This is a genomic window from Streptomyces sp. NPDC021093, assembly GCF_044333135.1.
GTDB lineage: Bacteria > Actinomycetota > Actinomycetes > Streptomycetales > Streptomycetaceae > Streptomyces.
In genome coordinates, this window is sequence record NZ_JBIRQJ010000005.1 from 319611 (window position 1) to 342473 (window position 22863).

General features: G+C 72.4%; 11 protein-coding genes and 1 pseudogene. 7 read left to right on the plus strand and 5 right to left on the minus strand.

Annotated elements, in window-relative coordinates:
* Positions 1–30: 30 nt before the first annotated feature.
* Positions 31–969 carry a ribokinase gene (gene rbsK / locus ACH4SP_RS17530; protein ID WP_398415693.1) on the minus strand — a complete coding sequence of 313 codons (939 nt, stop codon included), beginning with the start codon at positions 967–969 and terminating at the stop codon, positions 31–33.
* Between the two features lie 749 nt (positions 970–1718).
* Between rbsK and ACH4SP_RS17535 the strand changes: the two genes are divergently transcribed.
* The 3 genes from ACH4SP_RS17535 (at position 1719) to ACH4SP_RS17545 (ending at position 8958) form a co-directional block, all read left to right on the plus strand.
* The gene (locus ACH4SP_RS17535) at positions 1719–2447 is read left to right on the plus strand and encodes a VIT1/CCC1 transporter family protein (RefSeq protein ID WP_398415695.1); all 729 of its coding nucleotides are present in this window, start codon (positions 1719–1721) and stop codon (positions 2445–2447) included.
* Between the two features lie 465 nt (positions 2448–2912).
* Complete coding sequence (gene gltB / locus ACH4SP_RS17540; RefSeq protein ID WP_398415697.1) at positions 2913–7505, plus strand: glutamate synthase large subunit; 4593 nt, start codon at positions 2913–2915, stop codon at positions 7503–7505.
* Positions 7498–8958 carry a glutamate synthase subunit beta gene (locus ACH4SP_RS17545; RefSeq protein ID WP_398415699.1) on the plus strand — a complete coding sequence of 487 codons (1461 nt, stop codon included), beginning with the start codon at positions 7498–7500 and terminating at the stop codon, positions 8956–8958. Before gltB ends, ACH4SP_RS17545 begins: the two co-directional genes overlap by 8 nt.
* Before the next feature lie 183 nt (positions 8959–9141).
* Here ACH4SP_RS17545 and ACH4SP_RS17550 read toward each other — a convergent pair whose 3' ends face one another.
* From ACH4SP_RS17550 to ACH4SP_RS17560, 3 genes are read right to left on the minus strand one after another with little or no spacing between them, the layout of a single operon-like run.
* A complete protein-coding gene (locus ACH4SP_RS17550) occupies positions 9142–9615 on the minus strand; it encodes a hypothetical protein (protein WP_398415701.1) in 474 nt (157 codons plus the stop codon).
* Complete coding sequence (locus tag ACH4SP_RS17555; protein ID WP_398415702.1) at positions 9612–9947, minus strand: hypothetical protein; 336 nt, start codon at positions 9945–9947, stop codon at positions 9612–9614. Before ACH4SP_RS17555 ends, ACH4SP_RS17550 begins: the two co-directional genes overlap by 4 nt.
* Positions 9944–15175, minus strand: a complete 5232-nt coding sequence (locus tag ACH4SP_RS17560; RefSeq protein WP_398415704.1) for a caspase family protein — start codon at positions 15173–15175, stop codon at positions 9944–9946. Before ACH4SP_RS17560 ends, ACH4SP_RS17555 begins: the two co-directional genes overlap by 4 nt.
* 195 nt (positions 15176–15370) lie before the next feature.
* Between ACH4SP_RS17560 and ACH4SP_RS17565 the strand changes: the two genes are divergently transcribed.
* Genes ACH4SP_RS17565 through ACH4SP_RS17575 form a run of 3 tightly spaced genes read left to right on the plus strand, consistent with a single transcriptional unit; the run spans position 15371 to position 17898 of the window.
* On the plus strand, positions 15371–16333 hold the full coding sequence (locus ACH4SP_RS17565; RefSeq protein ID WP_398415706.1) for a hypothetical protein: 963 nt from the start codon (positions 15371–15373) through the stop codon (positions 16331–16333).
* Positions 16334–16358: 25 nt separating this feature from the next.
* A complete protein-coding gene (locus ACH4SP_RS17570; RefSeq protein ID WP_398415708.1) occupies positions 16359–17021 on the plus strand; it encodes a hypothetical protein in 663 nt (220 codons plus the stop codon).
* The gene (locus ACH4SP_RS17575) at positions 17011–17898 is read left to right on the plus strand and encodes an inositol monophosphatase family protein (RefSeq protein ID WP_398415710.1); all 888 of its coding nucleotides are present in this window, start codon (positions 17011–17013) and stop codon (positions 17896–17898) included. Before ACH4SP_RS17570 ends, ACH4SP_RS17575 begins: the two co-directional genes overlap by 11 nt.
* Before the next feature lie 16 nt (positions 17899–17914).
* Here the strand turns inward: ACH4SP_RS17575 and ACH4SP_RS17580 are convergent, their stop codons facing one another.
* Entirely contained in the window at positions 17915–19057 is a 1143-nt protein-coding gene (locus ACH4SP_RS17580; RefSeq protein ID WP_398416305.1) for an SLC13 family permease, read from the minus strand.
* A 117-nt stretch (positions 19058–19174) separates the two neighbouring features.
* On the opposite strand from ACH4SP_RS17580, the pseudogene ACH4SP_RS17585 reads away from it, so the two are divergent.
* Positions 19175–22825, plus strand: a pseudogene (locus ACH4SP_RS17585) (TIR domain-containing protein); the annotation flags it as partial.
* Between the last annotated feature and the right edge of the window lie 38 nt (positions 22826–22863).

Below are 22863 nucleotides of genomic sequence, written 5' to 3' on the forward strand. Positions count from 1 at the left end.
CCGTGCGGGGCGGATCCGTGCGGGGCCGGGTCACAGGGCGTCGATCTCCTGGCGGTACGGCATCGAGGTCGATGCTCCGTGGCGCTGGACGGACAGGGCCGCGGCCGCCGACGCCCACCGCATCGCCTCCGGCATCGGCTTCCCCTCGCCGAGCGCGACGGCGAGCGCGCCCACGAAGGTGTCCCCCGCGCCGGTCGTGTCGACGACGGGTCTGGAGCGGACGGCCGGCACGAAGACCGGTTCGGGGGCGTCCCGGCTGATGTACGCGCTGCCCGCCGCGCCCAGCGTGACCACCACCTCCGGTACGTCGTCGAGGAGGGCGCGGGCGGCGAGGAGCGGGTCGTGGCGGCCGGTGAGGGCGGCGGCCTCGTGCTCGTTGGGCACCAACAGGTCGGTGGCGGCGAGGAGTTCGGGCGGCATGGGGGCCGCCGGGGCCGGGGTGAGGATCGTGCGTACGCCGTGCAGCCGGGCCGCCCGCGCGCCCGCCGTGACGGCGGACAGGGGGAGTTCGAGCTGGAGGAGGAGGGCGTACGCGCTGGTGATGACGGCCTCGTCGCCGCAGGCGAGACCGGTGACGAGGCCGTTGGCGCCGGGGATGACGACGATGGAGTTGCCGCCGTCGTCGTCCACGACGATGTGCGCGGTGCCGGAGGGGCCTTCGGCGGTGCGCAGGGAGTCGGTGTCGATGCCGGAGTGTGCGAGGGCGCTGCGGAGGCGGGTGCCGAAGTCGTCGTTGCCGACGGCGCCGATCATCGTCACCTCGCCCCCGGCGCGGGCGGCCGCCACGGCCTGGTTGGCGCCCTTGCCGCCGGGCACGGTGCGGAACTCCCGGCCGGTGACGGTCTCGCCGCCGGCCGGGGCCTTGGCGACGTACGCGACGAGATCCATGTTGGTGCTGCCGAGGACGACGATGGCGGGCGGTGCTGGCGCGGGCGTGGGTGCCGGTGTGGGTGCCGGTGTGGGCGTCATCTGTCTCAGGGCCTCTCGGTGGGTGGACGGGCGAGGGTGTCGAAGCCGGTGCCGTCGAGATGGGGGAGGGCTGTGGCGAGCCGGTTGCGCAGGGGCGCCGTCCCGCGGGTGGGGACGCCGGAGGGCGTGGTGGGCGTCGGTGGTTCCGCCCGCCGTTCCGGCGGCTGCCGACGCGATGCGGTGGGTGGCCGTCCGGGCCGGGCGGGGTGCGTGCGGGTGCGTCGTGGCTGGTCGCGCAGTTCCCCGCGCCCCTGAGTGCGGCCCCCTGGACCGGGGAGCGGGGCGGGCGGTCCCCGTCGAGGCGGCTGCCCCGGGCCGGCCGGGGGCCGGAGAGGATCGCGTACTCGGTGTCGTCCGTACCGCCGGGTCGGCGGACACGAATCCCTCGATGCGTCCCCCACGCCGCCGGTCGTGTGGTCGGGTCCATGCGGAAATCTCCGCACACCCGCGCCCGGCAGCGGCTCGGCCACGCCCCACGTGTCACCCGGTCGACTGCCGCGGGCGCGGCAACCGGTCGTGGCGGGCGAGCGGTCACGCCGGGGACGGGTGCGGCGGGGCGATGCAGCCGCAGCGGCCGGAACGGCACCAGGTGAGGAAAGGCTTGCCTTGGATGCTTCGGGTCAACACCCCTCCGTACCAAGTAAGTACGGCCTTCCTTGCTAGCGCCATCTTCGAATCGTGCGTACTTTCGATCTCGTCGGGGCGTTCCCCGGCCGCAGGATGCACAGAGGGGCACGGGGAAAACCGGCATGGCCATCATCGAGACCGAAGCGACACTGCACGAGGCGCACCGCGACAACCACACCCACCGTGATGTGAACGGCGGTTGGCTGCGCCCGGCCGTGTTCGGGGCGATGGACGGGCTGGTGTCCAACCTGGCGCTGATGACCGGTGTGGCGGGCGGGTCGGTCGCGCAGCAGACCATCGTGATCACGGGGCTGGCGGGACTGGCCGCCGGCGCGTTCTCGATGGCGGCGGGGGAGTACACGTCCGTGGCCTCGCAGCGCGAGCTGGTGGAGGCCGAACTCGACGTCGAGCGGCGGGAGTTGAGGAAGCACCCGGAGGACGAGATGGCGGAGCTGGCGGCACTCTACGAGTCGCGCGGGGTGGAGGCGCACCTGGCGCGACAGGTCGCCGAGCAGCTGTCGCGCGATCCCGAGCAGGCGCTCGAAATCCATGCCAGGGAGGAGCTGGGGATCGACCCCGACGACCTTCCCTCGCCGCTCGTCGCCGCCGTGTCGTCCTTCGGGGCGTTCGCGCTCGGGGCGCTGCTGCCCGTGCTGCCGTACCTGCTGGGTGCGACCTCGCTGCTGCCCGCCGTGCTGCTCGCCCTCGCCGGGCTCTTCGCGTGCGGGGCCGTCGTGGCCCGGGTGACCGCGCGGACGTGGTGGTTCAGCGGACTGCGCCAGCTCGCGCTCGGCGGGGCGGCTGCCGCCGTGACGTACGGGCTCGGGGCGCTCTTCGGGGCGGCGGTCTAGCTCCGTCCGTACGGGAGGAACCCCTGGTGGGCCGGGCAGAGGAAGACGGCCCACCAGGGGTTCTCGCGTGTCGGCGGGTACGTGTCCGGGCGGCGACGGGCAGGTGTCGTGAGTGTGACGTACGCCCCGGCGCGGATCCGGGACACTCCCCTTAGGATGTGGCTATATGCAAGGTGTCGCATAAGTAGTCGTTACCCATCGGTTTCGTCCAGTTGACCACCGGGCATGAGCCGTAAGCGCCGCAGGCAATGATGCTTGCTTCGCTACGGTCCTGCAGGTGGCGGTCTGCCCACCTCTGCACCACATCCACCGCGCCGCATCCATCGCTGCGTGCGGTGTCCGCATGGTGGAATGAGCTATCCGCTTCGCGAGAAGCCAGCCATCATGTAACCTGCACGAAATTTCGCGGAGGGCCAGTGTCGTCCCTCGGTATTTGCCTATGCCACGACGACGACGGGAGTGCCGATGCGTACCCACGCCTGGTCGCCCATGGACGGTCGCCCCGCCCAGCAGGGGCTGTACGACCCCCGCAACGAGCACGACGCATGCGGCGTCGGCTTTGTAGCCACCCTCACCGGTGTGGCCTCCCATGAGCTGGTCGAGCAGGCGCTGACCGTGCTGCGGAACCTCGAACACCGCGGTGCCACCGGCTCCGAGCCCGACTCCGGCGACGGCGCCGGCATCCTGCTCCAGGTCCCGGACGCCTTCCTCCGCGAGGTCACGGACTTCGCCCTTCCGGCAGCTGGGGCATATGCCGTAGGCATTGCGTTCCTGCCCGCTGACGACGCGCTCGCCGCCGATGCCGTCTCGCAGATCGAGACGATCGCGGGCGAAGAGGGCCTCACCGTCCTCGGGTGGCGTGAAGTGCCCGTCACCCCCGCCCTGTTGGGCAACGGCGCACGCGCCACCATGCCGACCTTCCGGCAGCTCTTCGTCTCGGACGGTGAGAACGAGGGCATCGCGCTGGACCGCAAGGGCTTCGTCCTGCGCAAGCGCGCCGAGCGCGAGGCCGGTGTCTACTTCCCGTCGCTCTCCGCGCGCACCATCGTCTACAAGGGCATGCTCACCACCGGGCAGCTGGAGCCGTTCTTCCCCGACCTCTCCGACCGGCGCTGCGCCACCGCCGTCGCGCTCGTCCACTCCCGGTTCTCGACCAATACCTTCCCGTCCTGGCCGCTGGCCCACCCGTACCGTTTCGTCGCGCACAACGGCGAGATCAACACGGTCAAGGGCAACCGGAACTGGATGAAGGCGCGCGAGTCGCAGCTCGCGAGCGACCTGTTCGGCTCTGCCGAAAATGGACACAGCGGTGCCGAGAAGCTCGACCGGATCTTCCCCGTCTGCACGCCGGACGCCTCCGACTCGGCGTCCTTCGACGAGGTGCTCGAACTCCTGCACCTGGGCGGCCGTTCGCTGCCGCACTCGGTGCTGATGATGGTCCCCGAGGCGTGGGAGAACCACGACTCCATGGACCCGGCCCGACGGGCCTTCTACCAGTACCACGCGACCCAGATGGAGCCCTGGGACGGCCCGGCCTGCGTCACCTTCACGGACGGCACGCAGGTCGGCGCCGTACTCGACCGCAACGGGCTGCGGCCCGGCCGCTACTGGGTCACCGACGACGGCCTCGTGGTCCTCTCCTCCGAGGTCGGCGTCCTCGACATCGACCCCGCGAAGGTCGTCCGCAAGGGCCGCCTCCAGCCCGGGAAGATGTTCCTGGTCGACACCGCCGAGCGCCGCATCGTCGAGGACGACGAGATCAAGGCGTCCCTCGCCGCCGAGAACCCGTACGAGCAGTGGCTGGAGACCGGCGAGATCGAGCTGGAGGACCTCCCCGAGCGCGAGCACATCGTGCACACGCACGCCTCCGTCACCCGCCGCCAGCAGACCTTCGGCTACACCGAGGAGGAGCTGCGCGTCATCCTCGCGCCGATGGCCCGCACCGGCGGCGAGCCGCTCGGCTCCATGGGCACGGACTCGCCGATCGCGGCCCTGTCCGAGCGGCCCCGGCTGCTCTTCGACTACTTCACCCAGCTGTTCGCGCAGGTCACGAACCCGCCGCTGGACGCGATCAGGGAGGAGCTGGTCACCTCCCTGCGCTCCTCGCTCGGCCCGCAGGGCAACCTCCTTGAGCCGACCGCCGCTTCCTGCCGCTCGGTCACGCTGCCCTTCCCGGTGATCGACAACGACGAGCTGGCGAAGCTCATCCACATCAACGCCGACGGCGACATGCCGGGCATGAAGGCCGCGACGCTGTCCGGTCTGTACCGGGTCGGCGGGGGCGGCGACGCCCTGGCCGCCCGGATCGAGGAGATCTGCACCGAGGTCGACGCCGCCATAGAGGCCGGCGCCCGCCTGATCGTGCTCTCCGACCGGCACTCCGACGCCGAGCACGCACCGATCCCCTCGCTGCTGCTCACCTCCGCCGTGCACCACCACCTCATCCGCACCAAGCAGCGCACCCAGGTGGGCCTGCTGGTCGAGGCCGGTGACGTCCGCGAGGTGCACCACGTCGCGCTGCTGATCGGTTACGGAGCCGCGGCGGTCAACCCGTACCTCGCGATGGAATCGGTCGAGGACCTGGTCCGCGCCGGTACGTTCATGGAGACGGACGACGCCGAGCAGGCCATCCGGAACCTGATCCACGCCCTCGGCAAGGGCGTCCTCAAGGTCATGTCCAAGATGGGCATCTCGACCGTCGCCTCCTACCGGGGCGCCCAGGTCTTCGAGGCGGTCGGCCTGGACGAGGAGTTCGTCGCCACGTACTTCAACGGCACGGCGACCAAGATCGGTGGCGCGGGCCTCGACGTCGTCGCCCAGGAGGTCGCCGCCCGGCACGCCAAGGCCTACCCGGCCTCCGGCATCGCCGCATCGCACCGCCGTCTGGAGATCGGCGGCGAGTACCAGTGGCGCCGCGAGGGCGAGCCGCACCTCTTTGACCCGGAGACGGTCTTCCGCCTCCAGCACGCCACGCGCAACCGTCGCTACGACATCTTCAAGAAGTACACGGACCGCGTGAACGAGCAGTCCGAGCGGCTGATGACGCTGCGCGGACTCTTCGGGTTCAAGAACGAGGACCGCGCCCCGATCTCCCTCGACGAGGTCGAGTCCGCCTCCGAGATCGTCAAGCGCTTCTCCACCGGCGCCATGTCGTACGGCTCCATCTCCCAGGAGGCGCACGAGACCCTCGCCATCGCCATGAACCAGCTGGGCGGCAAGTCCAACACCGGTGAGGGCGGCGAGGACTCGGACCGCCTGTACGACCCGGCGCGCCGCTCCTCCATCAAGCAGGTCGCCTCCGGCCGCTTCGGTGTGACCAGCGAGTACCTGGTCAACGCGGACGACATCCAGATCAAGATGGCGCAGGGCGCGAAGCCGGGCGAGGGCGGCCAGCTGCCCGGTCACAAGGTGTACCCGTGGGTCGCCAAGACGCGTCACTCGACGCCCGGCGTGGGCCTCATCTCGCCGCCGCCGCACCACGACATCTACTCCATCGAAGACCTCGCCCAGCTGATCCACGACCTCAAGAACGCCAACCCGGTGGCACGCATCCACGTGAAGCTGGTCTCCGAGGTCGGCGTCGGGACCGTGGCCGCCGGTGTCTCCAAGGCCCACGCGGACGTCGTCCTGATCTCAGGACACGACGGCGGAACGGGTGCTTCTCCCCTCACGTCCCTGAAGCACGCGGGCGGCCCCTGGGAGCTCGGCCTCGCCGAGACCCAGCAGACGCTGCTGCTCAACGGGCTGCGGGACCGCATCGTCGTCCAGACCGACGGTCAGCTGAAGACCGGCCGCGACGTCGTCATCGCCGCACTCCTCGGCGCCGAGGAGTTCGGTTTCGCGACCGCGCCGCTCGTCGTCTCCGGCTGCGTCATGATGCGCGTCTGCCACCTGGACACCTGCCCGGTCGGCATCGCCACCCAGAACCCGGTGCTGCGCGAGCGGTTCACCGGCAAGGCCGAGTACCTCGTCAACTTCTTCCAGTTCATCGCGGAGGAAGTCCGGGAGATCCTCGCCGAGCTGGGCTTCCGCACCCTCGAAGAGGCCGTAGGACACGCCGAACTCCTCGACACCGAGCGGGCGGTACGCCACTGGAAGGCCCAGGGCCTCGACCTGGCGCCCCTCTTCCACGTGCCCGAGCTGCCCGAAGGCGCGGTCCGCCACCAGATCACGGTCCAGGACCACGCCCTGGAGAAGGCCCTCGACAACCAGCTGATCAAGCTGGCCGCCGACGCCCTGAACGCGGACAGCGCCGAAGCCGCCCAGCCGGTCCGTGCGCAGATCGCCATCCGCAACATCAACCGCACCGTCGGCACGATGCTCGGTCACGAGGTGACGAAGAAGTTCGGCGGGGCCGGTCTGCCCGACGACACCATCGACATCACCTTCACCGGGTCCGCGGGCCAGTCCTTCGGCGCGTTCGTCCCGAGCGGTGTGACCCTGCGCCTCGAAGGCGACGCCAACGACTACGTCGGCAAGGGCCTCTCCGGCGGCCGTGTGATCGTCCGCCCGGACCGCGGCGCCGACCACCTTGCCGAGTACTCCACGATCGCGGGCAACACCATCGGCTACGGCGCCACCGGCGGCGAGCTGTACCTCAGGGGACGCACCGGCGAACGCTTCTGCGTCCGCAACTCCGGCGCCACGGTCGTGTCCGAGGGAGTGGGCGACCACGGCTGCGAGTACATGACCGGCGGCCACGCCGTCGTCCTCGGCGAGACGGGACGCAACTTCGCGGCCGGTATGTCCGGCGGCGTCGCGTACGTCATCGACCTGGACAAGAACAACGTCAACGCGGGCAACCTGGGCGCGATCGAGACCCCCTCCACCTCCGACCAGCAGTGGCTGCACGACGTCGTGCGCCGCCACCAGGAGGAGACCGGATCGACCGTCGCGGCGAAGCTGCTGGCCGACTGGCCCGCCGCTGCCGCCCGCTTCAGCAAGATCATCCCGTCCACGTACAAGGCAGTGCTCGCCGCCAAGGACGCCGCTGAGACAGCCGGGCTCTCCGAGCAGGAGACCACCGAGAAGATGATGGAGGCGGCGACCAATGGCTGACCCCAAGGGCTTTCTGACCACCGGACGCGAAGTCGCGCAGACCCGCCCGGTCGCCGACCGCGTGAAGGACTGGAACGAGGTCTACGTTCCCAAGTCCCTCCTCCCGATCATCAGCAAGCAGGCCGGCCGCTGCATGGACTGTGGCATTCCGTTCTGCCACAACGGCTGCCCGCTCGGGAACCTCATCCCCGAGTGGAACGACTACGCCTACCGCGAGGACTGGAGCGCCGCCTCCGAGCGCCTGCACGCCACGAACAACTTCCCGGAGTTCACCGGCCGCCTCTGCCCGGCGCCCTGCGAGTCGGCGTGCGTGCTCGGCATCAACCAGCCCGCCGTCACCATCAAGAACGTCGAAGTCACCATCATCGACAAGGCCTGGGACAGCGGCGACGTCACCCCGCAGCCGCCCGAGCGGCTGAGCGGCAAGACCGTGGCCGTCATCGGCTCGGGCCCGGCGGGCCTGGCCGCCGCCCAGCAGCTGACCCGGGCGGGCCACACGGTCGCCGTGTACGAGCGCGCCGACCGCATCGGCGGGCTGCTGCGCTACGGCATCCCCGAGTTCAAGATGGAGAAGTCGCACATCAACCGGCGCATCGAGCAGATGCGGGCCGAGGGCACCAAGTTCCGTACGGAGATCGAGATCGGCCGGGACATCGACGCGGCCAAGCTGCGGCGGCGGTACGATGCGGTGGTCGTGGCGGCGGGCGCCACCGTCTCCCGCGACCTCCCGGTCCCCGGCCGGGAGCTGAAGGGCATCCACTTCGCGATGGAGTACCTGCCGCTCGCCAACAAGGTGCAGGAGGGCGACCTGACCGTCGCCCCGATCACCGCCGAGGGCAAGCACGTCGTGGTCATCGGCGGCGGCGACACCGGTGCGGACTGCGTGGGCACCGCCCACCGCCAGGGCGCCGCCTCCGTCACCCAGCTGGAGATCATGCCCAAGCCGGGCGAGGAGCGGAACCCGGGCCAGCCCTGGCCGACCTTCCCCATGCTCTACAAGGTGACCTCCGCGCACGAGGAGGGCGGCGAGCGGGTCTACTCCGTCTCCACCACCCACTTCGAGGGCGACGAGGACGGCAACGTCCAGGAGCTGCACCTCGTCGAGGTGGAGTTCAAGGACGGCAAGCCGGCGCAGAAGGCGGGCACCGAGCGCGTCCTCCCGGCCCAGCTGGTCACCCTCGCGATGGGCTTCACAGGCACGGACCAGGCCAACGGCCTCGTCCAGCAGTTCGGCCTCGACCTGGACGAGCGCGGCAACATCGCCCGCGACGCGGAGTACGCGACCAACGTCGACGGGGTCTTCGTCGCAGGTGACGCGGGGCGCGGCCAGTCGCTGATCGTATGGGCGATCGCCGAGGGCCGCTCGGCGGCCCGGGGCGTCGACCGCTACCTGACGGGCGTCAGCGCGCTGCCGGCGCCGGTGAGGCCGACGGACCGTGCGCTGACGGTCTGACCGGACAAGTTCGGGTGCTCCCGTGCGCCGACGGTCCGACCTGGCGTACCGTGGCTTCTGCGTTGTTCTGAGAACAACCCCCAAGGATGTCCCGTACAGCGTCGTACGGAACTGAACGCGGCGCCTGCCCCACCTCGTCCCCGACCGGACAAGGGGCAGGCGCCGCGGCGCGTTCCCGGGGTGCTACGCGCTGGGGACGATCCAGGTGACGATCACCGCGGTGGCCACGCTCAGCACGCCGGACAGGGCGAGCCAGCGGGCCCACTCGACCAGCCGCCAGATCTGCCGCACCCGGGCCGCCTCCGCCCGCAGGATCTCGTGGGCGACCAGCACCACCTGTTCCCCGGGCCTGCCGTGCGCGGCCAGCACCGTCAGCCAGGACGCGACGATCAGCACCACGAACCCGGCGACGAGCAGCGCGACGACCGTCCAGCGCCAGGTGTCGGGGAGCTTGCTGAGGTTCTCCTGCCCCTTGAGGACGAAGACGGCGGTGAGCAGCCCGGTCAGGGAGGCGAGGAAGTTCCGGTAGCCCTCGGCCTGCCGGCAGGCGATCTGGAGCTGGACCTGCGGATCGGACATCTCCTTGGCGCGCCGCATCGCGCGCTCGATCTGCTCGTCGTCGAAGCCGGGGTCGGGGGCGGAGTCGGGGCCGCTCATCGGGGCAGTCCGTCGGCCGGTACCGCGATCTTCAACCGGGCCCCGCAGCCCGGGGGCATGCCCTCCGAGCGGCCCAGATGCGGCGAGTCGCAGGAGCACGGGTGCGGCCAGGGCAGCCCGGGGTCGGGCGTCTTCCGCCGCCCCCGGAACCCGCCGCCCTTGACGAGCGACACCTGCCCCCACGGCCAGCGCGCGGTGAAGCGGCAGCCGCAGGCCGGGCAGGGGCCGACGGCCTGGTACCCCGCCCGGTCGCCTTCGACGAGTGACCAGACGAAGCCCGCCACCGGCGTGGAGACCGAGCGGCTGGGATCGTACGGAACGAGTGGACTCATGCGGACTGCCCCTCGGGCGGCGGGAGTTGGAAGGAGAAGAGCGCGGCGTACGAGGCCAGCCGCGCCCTGACCCCGTCGACGTCGAGATCGGTCTCCTCGTGACAGAGCCGGATGTGGTCGGGATCGACCGGGCCGGTGAGGGCGGGTGCCCGGCCGGTCAGCCCGGTGGTGAGGAGGACGACGTCCCGCCAGTCCGGGACGAGGGACGCCTCCTGGGAGGTGGGCCTGCGGACGGTGACGTCCAGGCCGAGGCAGCGGAAGGGCGCGTAGCGCGCGTACGTCTCCCCGAGCGTGCGGCCGAACCGCCCCGCCACCAGGACCAGTTCCAGCGGCCCCAGGGTGCCGGGGCCGAGCAGCCCGGTGTCGAAGGCGGCCAGGTCGAAGTCGTCCGGCACGAAGTCGGCGAGCCGGTCGGCGTCGGGTCCCGTGAAGTCGCCGGGGGGCGGCGGGGCGCCGAGGGGGGTGTAGGCGGAGAGGAGGTCGATGCAGGTGGGCAGGGGGCGCTGCATGCGTTCGGCGTAGGCGAGGAGACGCACCACGGGGAGGGAGTCGGCGAAGCCGAAACCCGCCCCGCCGGTCAGGGCCTCCTGCTCGTCCTCGGTCGGGGTCAGCCCTCCGGTGCCTTCCGGCAGTGCGGGGACCCGGAGGAAGAAGGTGTCCGCGGCCCGGTCGAAGAGCGCGGCGGACTCTTCCAGCGTGGCGTGGTGGGACACGCTGAAGGCGACCATCGCGGCGAACGGGATCCTGCCGCCGAGGGCGTCCGTCCAGGACCGCTCCAGGAAGTTCCGTACCGGGAGGAGGGACACCGCCTGGTGCCGGGCCCCTTCCGCGAGCCGGGGCCAGTCCCGAGGGGAGTCGTCGGAGAGGATGCCGCACAGTGCCAGCATCCGCAGGGCGGCGACGCGTTCCGGGACGTCGGTGTCGGACTCCGGGCCCCACGGCGGGTGGAGGGTGATCCAGGTGGGGCTGACAGGGTGCCTGGTGTCGGCGGGTTTCGGGATGAGCGGTTGGACCCAGGAGGGGGCGGTCCAGCCGATCGCTTCGTCCGGCACCGCGGGCACGTCCCACCCGGTGCCCGCCAGCGCGGTCCGCACCTCGTCGGCGATGTCGCCCAGCGGATCCTGGAACTCGGCGGACGCGTACACCAGGTCGTACAGGTCGGGAGCCCGTCTGATCCACGGGGCCATCGCGTCGCGGTCCTCGGACAGGATGCGGCGGACCCGCTCGGAGAGCGGTGCGTGTGCCACCGCCTCGGGGCCCAGGCCCGGGGGGAGAGTGATCCCGAACGCTTCCCACCGCCGCACGTGCCGCACCAGTTCGGCGGGCGCCGGGGTCACGAGGAACTCCGCGACGGTGACCGTGCCGGGCAGCGAAAGGACGCCGGTGGGGGACCCGGTCGGATCCCAGGAGCTGTCGCCCGAGTGGATCGGCGAGTCCGCGACGGACGGGTCCAGCTCGGGCGGAGCGGGCAGGTCCGGATCCACCGGGAGGAGTTGCCGCAGCAGGGAACAGGCCTCCCCCAGGCTGAGGTTGCGGTCGTTCGACAGATGCAGCAGGGGCACGTGGAGGGCCAGGCCGCCCTTGAGCGAATGCTCGTTGAGGGAGGCGGTCTCCACGTAGTTGTCGTACAGCTCCGCCATGAGCGCATGGGGCCGCAGCTCGCGAAGCGCGCGGAGATCGGCGACCGTCGGCACCCGGATCCCCACGACGGCGTACCGGCGCAACGCGCGCAGCGTACGGCCCACGGAGACTCCGGCGTCGTACGCCGCCTGCAGAGCGGTGGAACAACCCGCGGGAGAGGTGCGGAACAGCAGGGCGTCGAGCGCCTCCGGCGCGGGATAGCCGCTCGGCCGGAAGGGTTCGTCCGGCCCGTACGCCCTTCTCATCCAGCCCTGCCGCCATCGCGTCAGGACCCTGTTCTCGTACCTGTGGTCGGACCCGGACAGGGAGATGATCCAGTCGGTGCCGTCCTCGTTGTCCAGCGGCAGACAGCCCAGCGTGGACAGCGGGACCGTCGGGAGGCGTTTGGGCCCTTCCCTGGCCCACCACCCCACGGTCGCGGCGGTGGCCGTCGGCAGCAGGGACCGCACCACCAGGACCGCGAGCCGTGGTTCGCTGTGCACGAGCCGCCACAGCGAGGGCATGAGGACCGTCTCCCACCCGGGCTTCTGACGCGGGACCGCCGCCAGCATCTCCGCCATGACGAGGCTTTCGTCGTACGCGTGCAGCTGTTTGCGGTCCACGCTCGGTTCGGGCCGGTGGCGCTCCCGGAGACTGACCACATAGCCGTACGGGTTCGAGGCATTGGCGACGAGGACTCCGTCGAGCAGCAGCTGCCCCTCGCCCTGGACGAGCCAGATGTCCTCGGTCAGCCGCCACGGCGGGTCGGTCCAGTCCTCCGACGGCTGGAGAACGCCCGGCTCCCACGTCGCCACGGCCGGCAGCCCGTCCCCGTCGGGGCCCCGCGCGACGACCTTGTGGTCACTGACCCGCAGATGTTCCCGCAGCGTCTCGATGAGCGAAGGGGCGGGCGCGTTCCGCTCGGTCAGATACAGCCGCACCCGCGTCCCGCCGCCCGTCGGCAGCAGCCCGGGATCGGGGGAGCGGAACTGGATCAGCCCCGAACCCGCCTGGATCTCGGCCTGGATGCTGTCCCTGGACAGCGGGTCGCCGTACAGGTCGACCGGCGTGCTCCAGACGACGATCTCCTCCGCCAGCATGAAGTAGCTGAACACCCCGATGCCGAAACGGCTGTTGAGGGCGGTGACCTTCACCTTCGCCCGCCGCCAGTTGCGGAGCTCCTGCACGAACCGGGCGTCCTGCTCGTACCGCTTCCCGGCCCGGGCGAACATCGAGACCAGCCGCTCCTCGTTCATGCCGGTGCCGGAGTCGGTGCACTCGATGTACGGCCGCCCCTCCTCGTCCACGTCCTGGACGAAGGCGATCCTCGGCCTCCACCACGGGTGCGGTGCGCCCCGCATGCGGTAGGCGACCCGCATGGAGCGGTAGCGGCACGCGTCGAGCGCGTTCTGGTACAGCTCGCGGACGGCGAGCATCCGGTCGCCGTACAGCTGGGTGCCCATGAGCAGCGGGCGGATCTCGTCCTCGGCCAGCCGCAGCCGCTCCAGCGGCACCCGGTACTTCCGGCCCTCCGGCACGATCCGGTCGGCGGCCACCCGGGTGGGGATCCCCCGCAGCAGCGGGCTGTTGTGCTCCTCCTTGTGCAGGGCCCGTACCGCGTGGTCGGCCTGCTCCGCCAGCTCCTCGACCGCCGAGTGGAGCGCCGGATGGGGGCAGCCGGGGAAGTGGAATCCCAGCCTGCCGTCCGTGGCCGACCTGGCGAAGCCGAGGAGCTGCGACAGGGAGGCGAGCACCTCGCCCGGCCGCAGCGCCGAGCGGGCGGCGAGGTGCTCCACCAGCACACCGGACATCCGGCGCGGATCGGCGGCCAACAGCCCTGCGGTGTGCAGGAGTTGGGACATCGGGCGGCCGCGCCACCTGGTGCCGGGCAGCGGCGGGTAGTCGGTCCAGCCCCTGCGGGTGTCCGCGTCGGCGTTGTTGATGCGCGGGCTGTCGGCGGGGCCGACCGTCAGATGACCGGCCACCTGGCGGATCTGGAGCCCGACCATCCGGCGGACCTCGGCCGCGCCCGTGCCGTACGTGTCGTACGTGCCGTACGTGACGGTGTCCCGAGTGCTGGTGCCTGTGCCTGTGCCTGTGCCTGTGCCGACGCCCGTGCCCGTGCCCGTGCCCCGAGTGTCTCCGATGCAGCAGACGGCGTCGGTGGCCAGGCCGATCAGCAGGTCGACCTCCGGGTAGTCCGGCGACCTGTCCCGCCCACCGGGCCCGCTCCCCGGGTCCCCCGGCTCCCACGGCAGGTCCCAGTCCGCGACGAACCGGTGCCGCAGCCAGTGGTCGGCGGCCCGTGCCGCGTCGTCCAGGCCCCGGGCGCGCAGCGACTCCGCCGCGCGCTTCACCGGGGCGTGGGCCCGCAGTACGTCCACCGCGTCGGCCTGCACCCGGGCCAGCCGGCCGGCCAGGAGCGCGGTGACCGGAGCGCCCAGATCCGGGCCGAACACGGTCCTCAGGTCGTGCAGGACGACCGTGAGGACCCCCTCGTGCAGCACGGGCGCCGCCAGCAGCATCGCGGTCTCGGCGGGCGACAGCAGCTCCGCCTCCCGCAGCCCGGCCCACTCGACGAGACGCCCGAGCCAGGTGGTGACCCGTTCCGCCACCTGCCCGGGGTGCTCCGGGTCGCCCCACGGGTCCTCGCCCCGGGCGGCGGTCCCCGCACCCAGCCCGACGACCGCCTCGACCAGGAGCTCCAGCCGTCCCAGGACCTGCTCGTGGAGCTCGGGGTGGGAGGTGTGCCGCCACAGCTCGCTCTCCCGTACCGCCTCCGTCCAGCGGGACGTCCGCCGCGAACCCTCGCACCACTCCACCAGGTCGGCGGCGGCATCGGGCAGATGGTCGCCGACGCTCTGGACGGTCGGCGGCTCCTCAGGCCGACCCGCGAACAGCCGCCACAGCACCGTCTGCGTGTGCGCGGCGATGGCGTGGAACGTCTGCGGCGGTGTGTCGGGGCTGAGCGACTCCGCCAGCGCACGGGCGAAGAAGCTGCCCGCCGAGGGTTCGCCGTACGAGGGCCGCCCCGCGCCGGAGCTGTACAGCCAGAAGGCGTTCTGGGCCTCCGACAGCACCTTGCGCGGGGGCTCCTCGCTCCAGCCCTCCGTACGGCACATGTCGAGGAGGACGGCGACCGTGACGCCCTCCTTCACCCTTCTGTCCAGCAGGTCCATCGGGTCGGCGCCCAGCAGCGTGTTCCGGTTGGGCGCGGGGGCGCCGACGGGGCTCCCGAGGTCGGGCTTCGCGTCCGCCGGGACCAGGAAGTCCCGGTTCTGCAGGAGGACGCCGTGCCCGGAGAGGTAGACGAGGGCCGTGTCGCCGGGCTCGCAGGACGCGAAGAAGGCGTCCAGCCAGCCGTGCAGGTTGTTGCGGGTCACCTCCCGCCGGTCGGGGTCGGTGTGCCCGGAGTGGTACGCGGTGACCTCGTAGCCCGACCGCTCCAGCACCTCGCGCAGGCGGTCCACGTCCCGGTCCACGAAGGGCAGCGGCGGGAAGTGCTCGGCGAAGGCCGGAGTGCGGGTCAGGCCGGGGGTCCCGGTGATCCCGGCGAGCAGCGCACGGCGGCGGCCCGTCCCCAGCCCGGCCCGTGCCCTACCACTCACTCTGCAACCCCCTTGCCGAGTAAGGACGGTGAACGAATGGTTTCAGAAGAAGCCCCCGGGAGCGACTCCTCCGGACGGGTGAAAAGACGTTCCCCGCAAGGCGGTTGTGCGCCCCGCCCGGCGAGGCCGCTGCGCACCCTGGCGCCCGCACCCCCGCTTGCCTACGATCGAGTACAACGGGGGAGGTGTGTGCACATGTCAGCGCCCGCAGGGCGGCCCGCGGGACGGCTCGAACGGACCGTCACCTGGGTCATGCGGAACGTCGACGTCGTCGTCGCTGCCGCCATCGCGCTCACCATCGGCCTGCTCGACATCTTCGGCGACGTCCTCACCGGCGACGTCGTGTCCGGTGCGACCCTCCTCGTCCTGGGCGCCCTCGCCATCGGCTCCATCGTCGAGCGGGTGCGGCAGCCCGCCAGCATCCAGGAGGCGTTGGCCGGTACCCGGCGCGCCCTGGAGGACCAGGCCATGGTGAGTTCCCTGATCGGCAGCCAGGTCGGCGACGCCCTGCGCGACGCCCGGCTGCACACCCACCTCTGGTACTTCAAGGGCGGCACCGGCACCTATCTGCGCGCCGTCACGCTCCCGCAGTGCGTCGCCGCCGCCAAGGTGCAGCGCTCCCAGCTCACCATCAAGATCGACATCGTCAATCCGGACGACGAGCAGGCCTGCACCGCCTACGCCCGCTTCCGGCAGATGTTCGCCGGACAGCGCGACGCCGCCAACGCCGCGCTGTGGACCAAGGACCGGGTGCGCAAGGAGGCGTACGCGACCGTCCTCGCAGCGTGCTGCTACCGCCAGCAGCTTGCCACCCTGGAGATCGCCGTCCATCTGTCCTCGGTCGTCTCCACCCTGCGCTTCGATCTCTCCGAGACCTGCCTGGTCATCACGCAGGACGACACCTCGCGGACGAACCTGCTGATCAGACGTGGGCAGCCGCTGTACGACTACTACGTCACCGAGCTCCACCAGAGCCGCGAGCAGGCCAGAGAACTCGATCTGCGGCTGGCCCCCTCGCTCGCCCCCGAGCCCACCGTCGACGAAGTGCGCGAGCTCTTCGAGCAGGTGCGGCTGCCGCTGCCGCGCGCGTTCACCGACAGCGACATCGGCGAAGTCATCGTCAAGGCCCTGCACGCGGAGGACCCCTACCGGAGGTGAGGTGCCCCCTCGGGGGCGCGTACCCATGGACCACGTCTTGGACTACGACGAACTCGAAGCGGCGCTGGACCGGGCGCACCCCACACTCCTGCACGACAGGGCGCGGGCCGCGCTCGCCGAAATAGCCTCGGGGGAAAGGGAGTTGGCGGCCGTCCGGCATCCGCTCGGCTTCCTCTGCCTGCCGCTGGTGCGGGACGGCGCCCGCGGTGTCTGCGTCCATCTCTTCGAGCCGGGCGTCGCCCCCGAGCCCGGTACTCCGCAGATGCACGCACACAGCTGGGACCTGCGCAGCCACGTCCTGTACGGGCAGGTCGCCAACCTCCTCGTCCGCACGGAGTACGGCGCGGGCCGCCCCACCCACCGCGTCTTCGAGGTGCACAGCGCACCCGACGGCACCGACGAGATCCGCCCCACCCCGGTGCTCGTACGCAGCGAACCCGGCCCCCGCAGGGTCAGTTCGGGCGGCGAGAGCTACACCCTGCCCGCCGGGGCGTTCCACGCCACCGAGGTGCTGCCCGCCCGCCCGGCGGCCACCCTGGTCCTCGGCCTCGCCCGGCCGGGGTGCACCGACCTGTCGCTCGGCCCGCTGGACGGCCGGGCGGGCCGGACGGCGCGCCGGCTGTGCAGCACGCGGCAGACCGTCCGGAACGTCGGCGCGGCGCTCGGGAGGATGGACCATGCGCGATGAGGCCGTCAGCGAGGAGACCGTGCCCGGTGCGGCCGTGCCCGGTGCGGAGCTTGCCTTCTCGTACGAGCGGAAGGTGGCGGCCGCGGCCGTCGAGGAGGCCGGTGACCTGCTGCGCGAACGGTACGGGCAGGTGCGCACCGTCACCGGGAAGGGCGCGGCGGGGGACGTCGTGACCGACCTCGACCTGGCGTCCGAGGAGATCGTGCTGGGGCGGCTGCGGCAGCACTTCCCGGGCGACCGGATCGTCTCGGAGGAAGCCGGGGAGCGGGCGGGGGAGGGAGCGGGAGCGGGCGACGGCCGGCGGACCTGGCTGGTGGATCCGTTGGACGGCAGCAACAACGTCGCGATCGGGCTCTGCGTGTACGTCGTCGGCGTCGGCCTCTGCCTCGGCGAACGCCCCGTCGTCGGCGTCGTCCACGAGCCGGTCAGCCACCAGACCTGGTACGCCGTCGCCGGTCAGGGCGCCCACGGCCCCGCGGGGCCGCTGCCGGGACCCGCCCCCGTACCGCCCGCCGCGGGACCCGTCGTCGCCTGGACCCAGGGGTACGCGGTGGCCCGCGCCGACCCCGTCGCCGCCGCCCTGCGCACCACCCTGGAGCAGCGCTGCCGCCGGGTACTGCAGCTGTGGGCTCCGCTCGTGGGGTGGAGCCTGCTGGCCAGGGGCGCCATCGACGCGTTCGTCGGCTACCGGGCGGAAGGCATCGACCTGCCCGCAGGCGCGCTGCTCGCCGCCGAGGCGGGCGCCGAGCTGCGGACGCTCGAAGGGGGTCCTTTCCGCCCCGGGTTCAGCGGTCCGGGCAGCGGGCGGAGCTTCGTGGCGGGGCGGGGCGCGACGCTGCGCTACGTACTGGACGAGGTCGCCAGGGCCACTCGCTGAGCCACGGCACCGCTCATCAGGTGGTGGCCGCCAGCGCCAGGGTCGCCGCCAGGGTGCCCGACACCGCGAGCACGAGACCCGTACCGAGGAAGCGGCCGATCGCGATCCGCGTCCCGTGCCAGCGGCAGCGTTCGAACCACAGCAGCGTGGCGAGGGACGCCCACGGGGTGACGACCGGGCCGACGTTGACGCCGACGAGGAGGGCGAGGAGCTGGTGGTGGTTGCCCGCCGGGACGGCCGCCTCGCCCGCCACGTACGCGGGGAGGTTGTTCAGTACGTTCGAGACGCCCGCTCCGACGCCCGCCGAGCGCAGCATGCCGAGCAGCCCGTCGTCGGAGCCGAGCGCGGCGGCGAGCAGTGTGTGCAGGCCGTTGCTGTTGACGGTCTCCACCACCAGGAACATGCCGGGCACCAGCACCAGCAGCCGCCACGGCACCAGTGACCACTTCAGCTCGCCGCGGCGGCGGACCGCGAACACCACCACCACGACGAGCGCGGCGGCCCCCGAAGCCGCCCACAGCGCCACGTCCGCCACCAGGATGGCGAGCAGGAACCCGGCGCACGCCGCCGCGCTCACCCGGAACAGCACCGGGTCCGCCGGGACCGGCGTCGTCGGCGGCGTGTACCGGTCGGCGCCGCGTCTGCCGCGCCGCCAGTAGAAGCCCCACAGACAGGCCATCGTCACGGCGATCGACGCGAGCTGCGCGGCCCACAGGGCGGCCGCCAGACCGGAGGCGGAGAGCGCGATGCGGTCGGCGGCGAGGAGATTGGTGAGGTTGCTGGCGGGGAGCAGGAGGCTGGCGGTGTTCGCGAGCCACACCGTCGTCATCGCCATCGGCAGCGCCGCGATGCCCACCCGGGCCGCCAGTGCCAGCATCACCGGGGTCAGGAGCACCGCCGTGGTGTCGAGGTTCAGGGCGATGGTCGTGACGGAGGCGAAGGCGACGCACAGCCCGAACAGCGCGAGGTAGTTGCCGCGCGCCGTGCGGGCCACCCACGACGCGACGACGTCGAAGACCCCCGCCTTCCCCGTCAGCTCACCGAGCACGATCACCGTCGCGAGGAACGCCAGGAGCGGCCCGATCCGGGCCATCACGTCCCCGGCGGGACCGGTCGGCAGCAGCCCCGTCGCCACGGCGAGCAGCCCGAGCGCGAGCAGCCCGAAGGCCACCCAGTCCAGCGGATGGAGGCGGCCGGGAAGGCCGCGGAGAGGACGGCTGAGAAGGGGCACGCGCGTCACATTAATTCCCCCCTGCGGCGCTTTACCATGAGGCGTATGTCGACCAACGGTGAACTCGGCAACGAGCCAGGCGAGTTGGACTTCTTCATCAGCTACTCCCCGGCCGACGAGCAGTGGGCGTCGTGGATAGCGTGGACGCTGGAGGAAGCCGGGTACCGGACCGTCGTGCAGGCCTGGGACTTCGTCGCGGGCACGAACTTCATCGACTTCATGGACCGGGGCGTCAGCGAGTCCGCCGCCGTCATCGCCGTACTGTCCCGCCACTACGCCCGCTCCACCTACGGCCGCATGGAGTGGCAGGCCGCCCTGCGCGCCTCGCCGCAGGCGCCGGAGCGCAGGCTGCTGACCGTCCGCGTGGAGGACACCCCCATCGAGGGGCTGCTCGCCACGCTCACGTACGTCGACCTGGTGGGCGTCGCCGACCCGCAGACCGCCCGCTCCATGCTCCTCACCCGCATCGAACAGGCCCTGGAGGGCAACGCCAGACCGCTGCGCAGGCCCGGCTTCCCCGGCAGCGCGCGCCAGCCGTCCGCCCTGCCCGACGCCCCCGGGCCCGCCGGACCCAGCAGGCTCGGCGGCCCCGGCTGGGCGGGCCGGCGCCGACCCGTCAGAGCACCCGCCTACCCGCTGTCCGGCGGCGGCAGCGGCGGCCAGGGCGCGGTCAGCGTCCTGCACCTGGCCGGGCCCGACTTCGGGCGGGGCCGCGAACCCGACACCCTCGCCCGGGAGGTCCGCGGCGACCTCATCGAGCTCCGCGACGCGGGCGCCCCCGACCCCGACCTCCTCGTGGTCACCGGCGACCTCACCGCATCGGGCAGCCCCCGCGAGTGCGACCAGGCCCTGAGCTTCCTCACCGCGCTCCGCTCCCAGCTGGAACTGCCGCCGCAGCGCGTCGCGATCGTGCCCGGCGGGCAGGACGTCAGCCAGGCGGCCTGCCTGGGCTACTTCCACACCTGCGAGGCCGACGAGGTCGCCCCGCAGCCCCCGTACTGGCCCAAGTGGCGGCACTACACCCGGCTCTTCCGCAGCTTCTACCAGGGTCTGGACACCGTCTTCGACAGCGACCAGCCGTGGACCCTGTTCCCGGTGCCGGAACTGCACACGGTCGTCGCCGGATTCAACTCGTCGACCGCGTTCAGCCACCGCCCGGAGGAGCAGTACGGACTGATCGGCCGCGACCAGGCCGCCTGGTTCGCCGAATCCCTGCGCCGGTACGAGGCGGAGGGCTGGCTCCGCATCGGCGCCCTGCGGCATCCGCTCACCGCCGCGCACCGGCCCGGCGACGCGGCGGGCGGCCCCGGTGCCCTGCGCGACGCGGACACCTTCGCCCGGCTCGCCGCACCCCGGCTGAACCTGCTGCTGCACGGGCCGACGGGCGGACCGCGCACGGGCACCGGACGGCCGAGCCACACGGAACTGGCGGCGGCGGGACCCGGCTCCGGCAGGCAGGGCCCCGCCGCCGGGTCCGTCAGGCCCGGCCCCGGCTCCTCCGAGTCGGGGCAGGGCCCCGCCCCGGGCTCCCGCAAATCCGGCCAGGGCCCCGGCCCCCTCCAGCTCTTCGGCGCCGCCGCCCCCGCCCGCTTCCAGCTGCTCCGGGTCACCGCCGACGGCGCCGAGCGCTGGAGCGACCGCCCCGCCGCAGAACCGGAGTCCTTCGCCGCCGACTGGCACCGCACCTCCCGCGTCTTCCCCGTCCCCGACCTGCCGGACCTCGCCTTCGCCGACGCACCGCCGCAGCCGGAACCCCCCACCGACCCCGCCGACTCCCTGGTGGAGCGCGTCAAGGAGATCTGCCGGGTCCGCCGCGAGGGCGTCAGCCTGCGCGACGCCGCCCGCCGCTCGTCCGACGACATGGCGCAGATACTGGCCACCTGGCAGGAGGACGGCGTCGTGCGCCAGCAGCGCATCGCCGTCCACCCCGGCACCCCCACCGAGGACGACCTCGACCGGTTCGCCGCGCAGGTCCACGCGAGCGCCACCTCGGGCAGCGACACGGCCGAAGCCGTCCTCGTGTACGCGGGCGACGCCCCGGAGCGCGGCCTGCGCGAGCGCGCCGCCCGGCACGGGGTGCGCGTCAGGGTGCGCAGCTTCCTCCAGTTCCAGGGGCTGCTCGACCTGCGCGCACACGTCGCCGCCCAGAGCGTGGGCCTGCACGCGGGCGGCCAGTACGCCCCCGACCTGTACCTCCCGCAGCGCTACCGCGACACCTCCCGCCGCGACGGCCAGGACGCCGCCGAACGCGACGGCCTCGTGGAGGCGCTCCTCGAACTCCTCGACGACGACCACGGCCGCTTCGTGCTCCTCCTCGGCGACTTCGGCCACGGCAAGACCTTCGCCCTGCGCGAGCTGGCCCGCCGCATACCCGAACAACTCCCGCACCTGATCCCGCTGTTGATCCCCCTCAACACCCTCGACCGGGCCCAGAGCCTGGAAGGCCTGGTCGCCGCCCACCTGGCGAGCCAACACGTCGACACCATCGACCTGCGCGCCCTGCGCTACATGCTCGCGCAGGGCCGCGTCGTCCTCCTCTTCGACGGCTTCGACGAACTCGTCCACCGGGTCAGCTACGACAGCGCCGCCGACCACCTCAAGGTCCTCATCGACGCCTGCGTCGGCAACACCAAGATCGTGGTGAGCAGCCGCACCCAGCACTTCAAGAACCAGCAGCAGGTACTCACCGCACTCGGCGAGCAGGTCGGCCTCCTCCCGCAGCGCAAGGTCCTGTCCGTCGAAGGCTTCACCCCGCAGCAGATCCACGCCTACCTGCGCAACACCTACGCCGACGCGTACGTCGCCGAGCAGCGCTTCCACCTCCTCCAGGGCATCCCCGACCTCCTCGCCCTGTGCCGCAACCCCCGCCTGCTGTCCTTCGTCGCCGACCTCTCCGCCGACCAGCTGCGCACCGTCGCGGGCGCGGGCCGCGCCCTCAGCCCGGCCCGCCTGTACGAGGACGTGTTCACGTCCTGGCTGAGCCACGAGGAAGTACGCGGCCAGGGCGGCCCCGGCGCCCCGCCGGGACTGCACATCGACGCCCTGTGGAAGGCCGTCACCGCACTCGCGCTGCGGCTGTGGGAGTCAGGGCGCTCCGCCCTGCGGCTCGACGAGCTCACCGACCTGTCCGCCCGCACCCTCACCGGGCTCACCGCGTCCCCGATGACCGTCCACGAGTCCGCCCAGGCCGTCGGCGCGGGCACCCTTCTCGTACGGTCCGACGACGGGGTGTTCCAGTTCATCCACGGCTCCGTCGTCGAATGGCTCGTCGCCCGCGAGGCCGCCGCCCAGCTCGACAGCGGGCGGTACGGGCTGCTGTCCGCCGGGCTGCTCAGCCAGCTGTCCGTGGAGTTCCTCTGCGACCTCGCCGACCACGAGAAGTGCGTCGGCTGGGTCCGCAACGTCCTCAACACACCGGGCCACGGCGGCTCGGACGCCGCCCGCGCCAACGCCGTACGCATCAGCAACCGCCTCAAGGTGCCCTCGCACGCCGACCTGCGCGGCGCCCGCCTCGCAGGCGAGGACCTCTCGCACCGCGACTTCTCCGGCGTCGACCTGACCGGCGCCGACCTCACCGACGCCACCCTCGTCGGCGCCAACCTCTCCCGCGCCGACCTCACGGATGCGACCCTCGTCGGCGCCCGCCTCGACCGCGCCGACCTCACGGGCGCGAACCTCTCCCGCGCCGACCTCTCCCGCGCCCGCCTCACCCGCACCCGCCTCGAAGGCGCCCG

What these genes read in the sequence shown, in the direction of transcription:
- ACH4SP_RS17555 (WP_398415702.1), bottom strand. Translation starts at nt 9,947, where the DNA reads ATGAGTCCACTCGTTCCGTACGATCCCAGCCGCTCGGTCTCCACGCCG.
- ACH4SP_RS17545 (WP_398415699.1), top strand. Translation starts at nt 7,498, where the DNA reads ATGGCTGACCCCAAGGGCTTTCTGACCACCGGACGCGAAGTCGCGCAG.
- ACH4SP_RS17535 (WP_398415695.1), top strand. Translation starts at nt 1,719, where the DNA reads ATGGCCATCATCGAGACCGAAGCGACACTGCACGAGGCGCACCGCGAC.
- ACH4SP_RS17565 (WP_398415706.1), top strand. Translation starts at nt 15,371, where the DNA reads ATGTCAGCGCCCGCAGGGCGGCCCGCGGGACGGCTCGAACGGACCGTC.
- gltB (WP_398415697.1), top strand. Translation starts at nt 2,913, where the DNA reads ATGCGTACCCACGCCTGGTCGCCCATGGACGGTCGCCCCGCCCAGCAG.
- ACH4SP_RS17550 (WP_398415701.1), bottom strand. Translation starts at nt 9,615, where the DNA reads ATGAGCGGCCCCGACTCCGCCCCCGACCCCGGCTTCGACGACGAGCAG.
- ACH4SP_RS17575 (WP_398415710.1), top strand. Translation starts at nt 17,011, where the DNA reads ATGCGCGATGAGGCCGTCAGCGAGGAGACCGTGCCCGGTGCGGCCGTG.
- rbsK (WP_398415693.1), bottom strand. Translation starts at nt 969, where the DNA reads ATGACGCCCACACCGGCACCCACACCGGCACCCACGCCCGCGCCAGCA.
- ACH4SP_RS17570 (WP_398415708.1), top strand. Translation starts at nt 16,359, where the DNA reads ATGGACCACGTCTTGGACTACGACGAACTCGAAGCGGCGCTGGACCGG.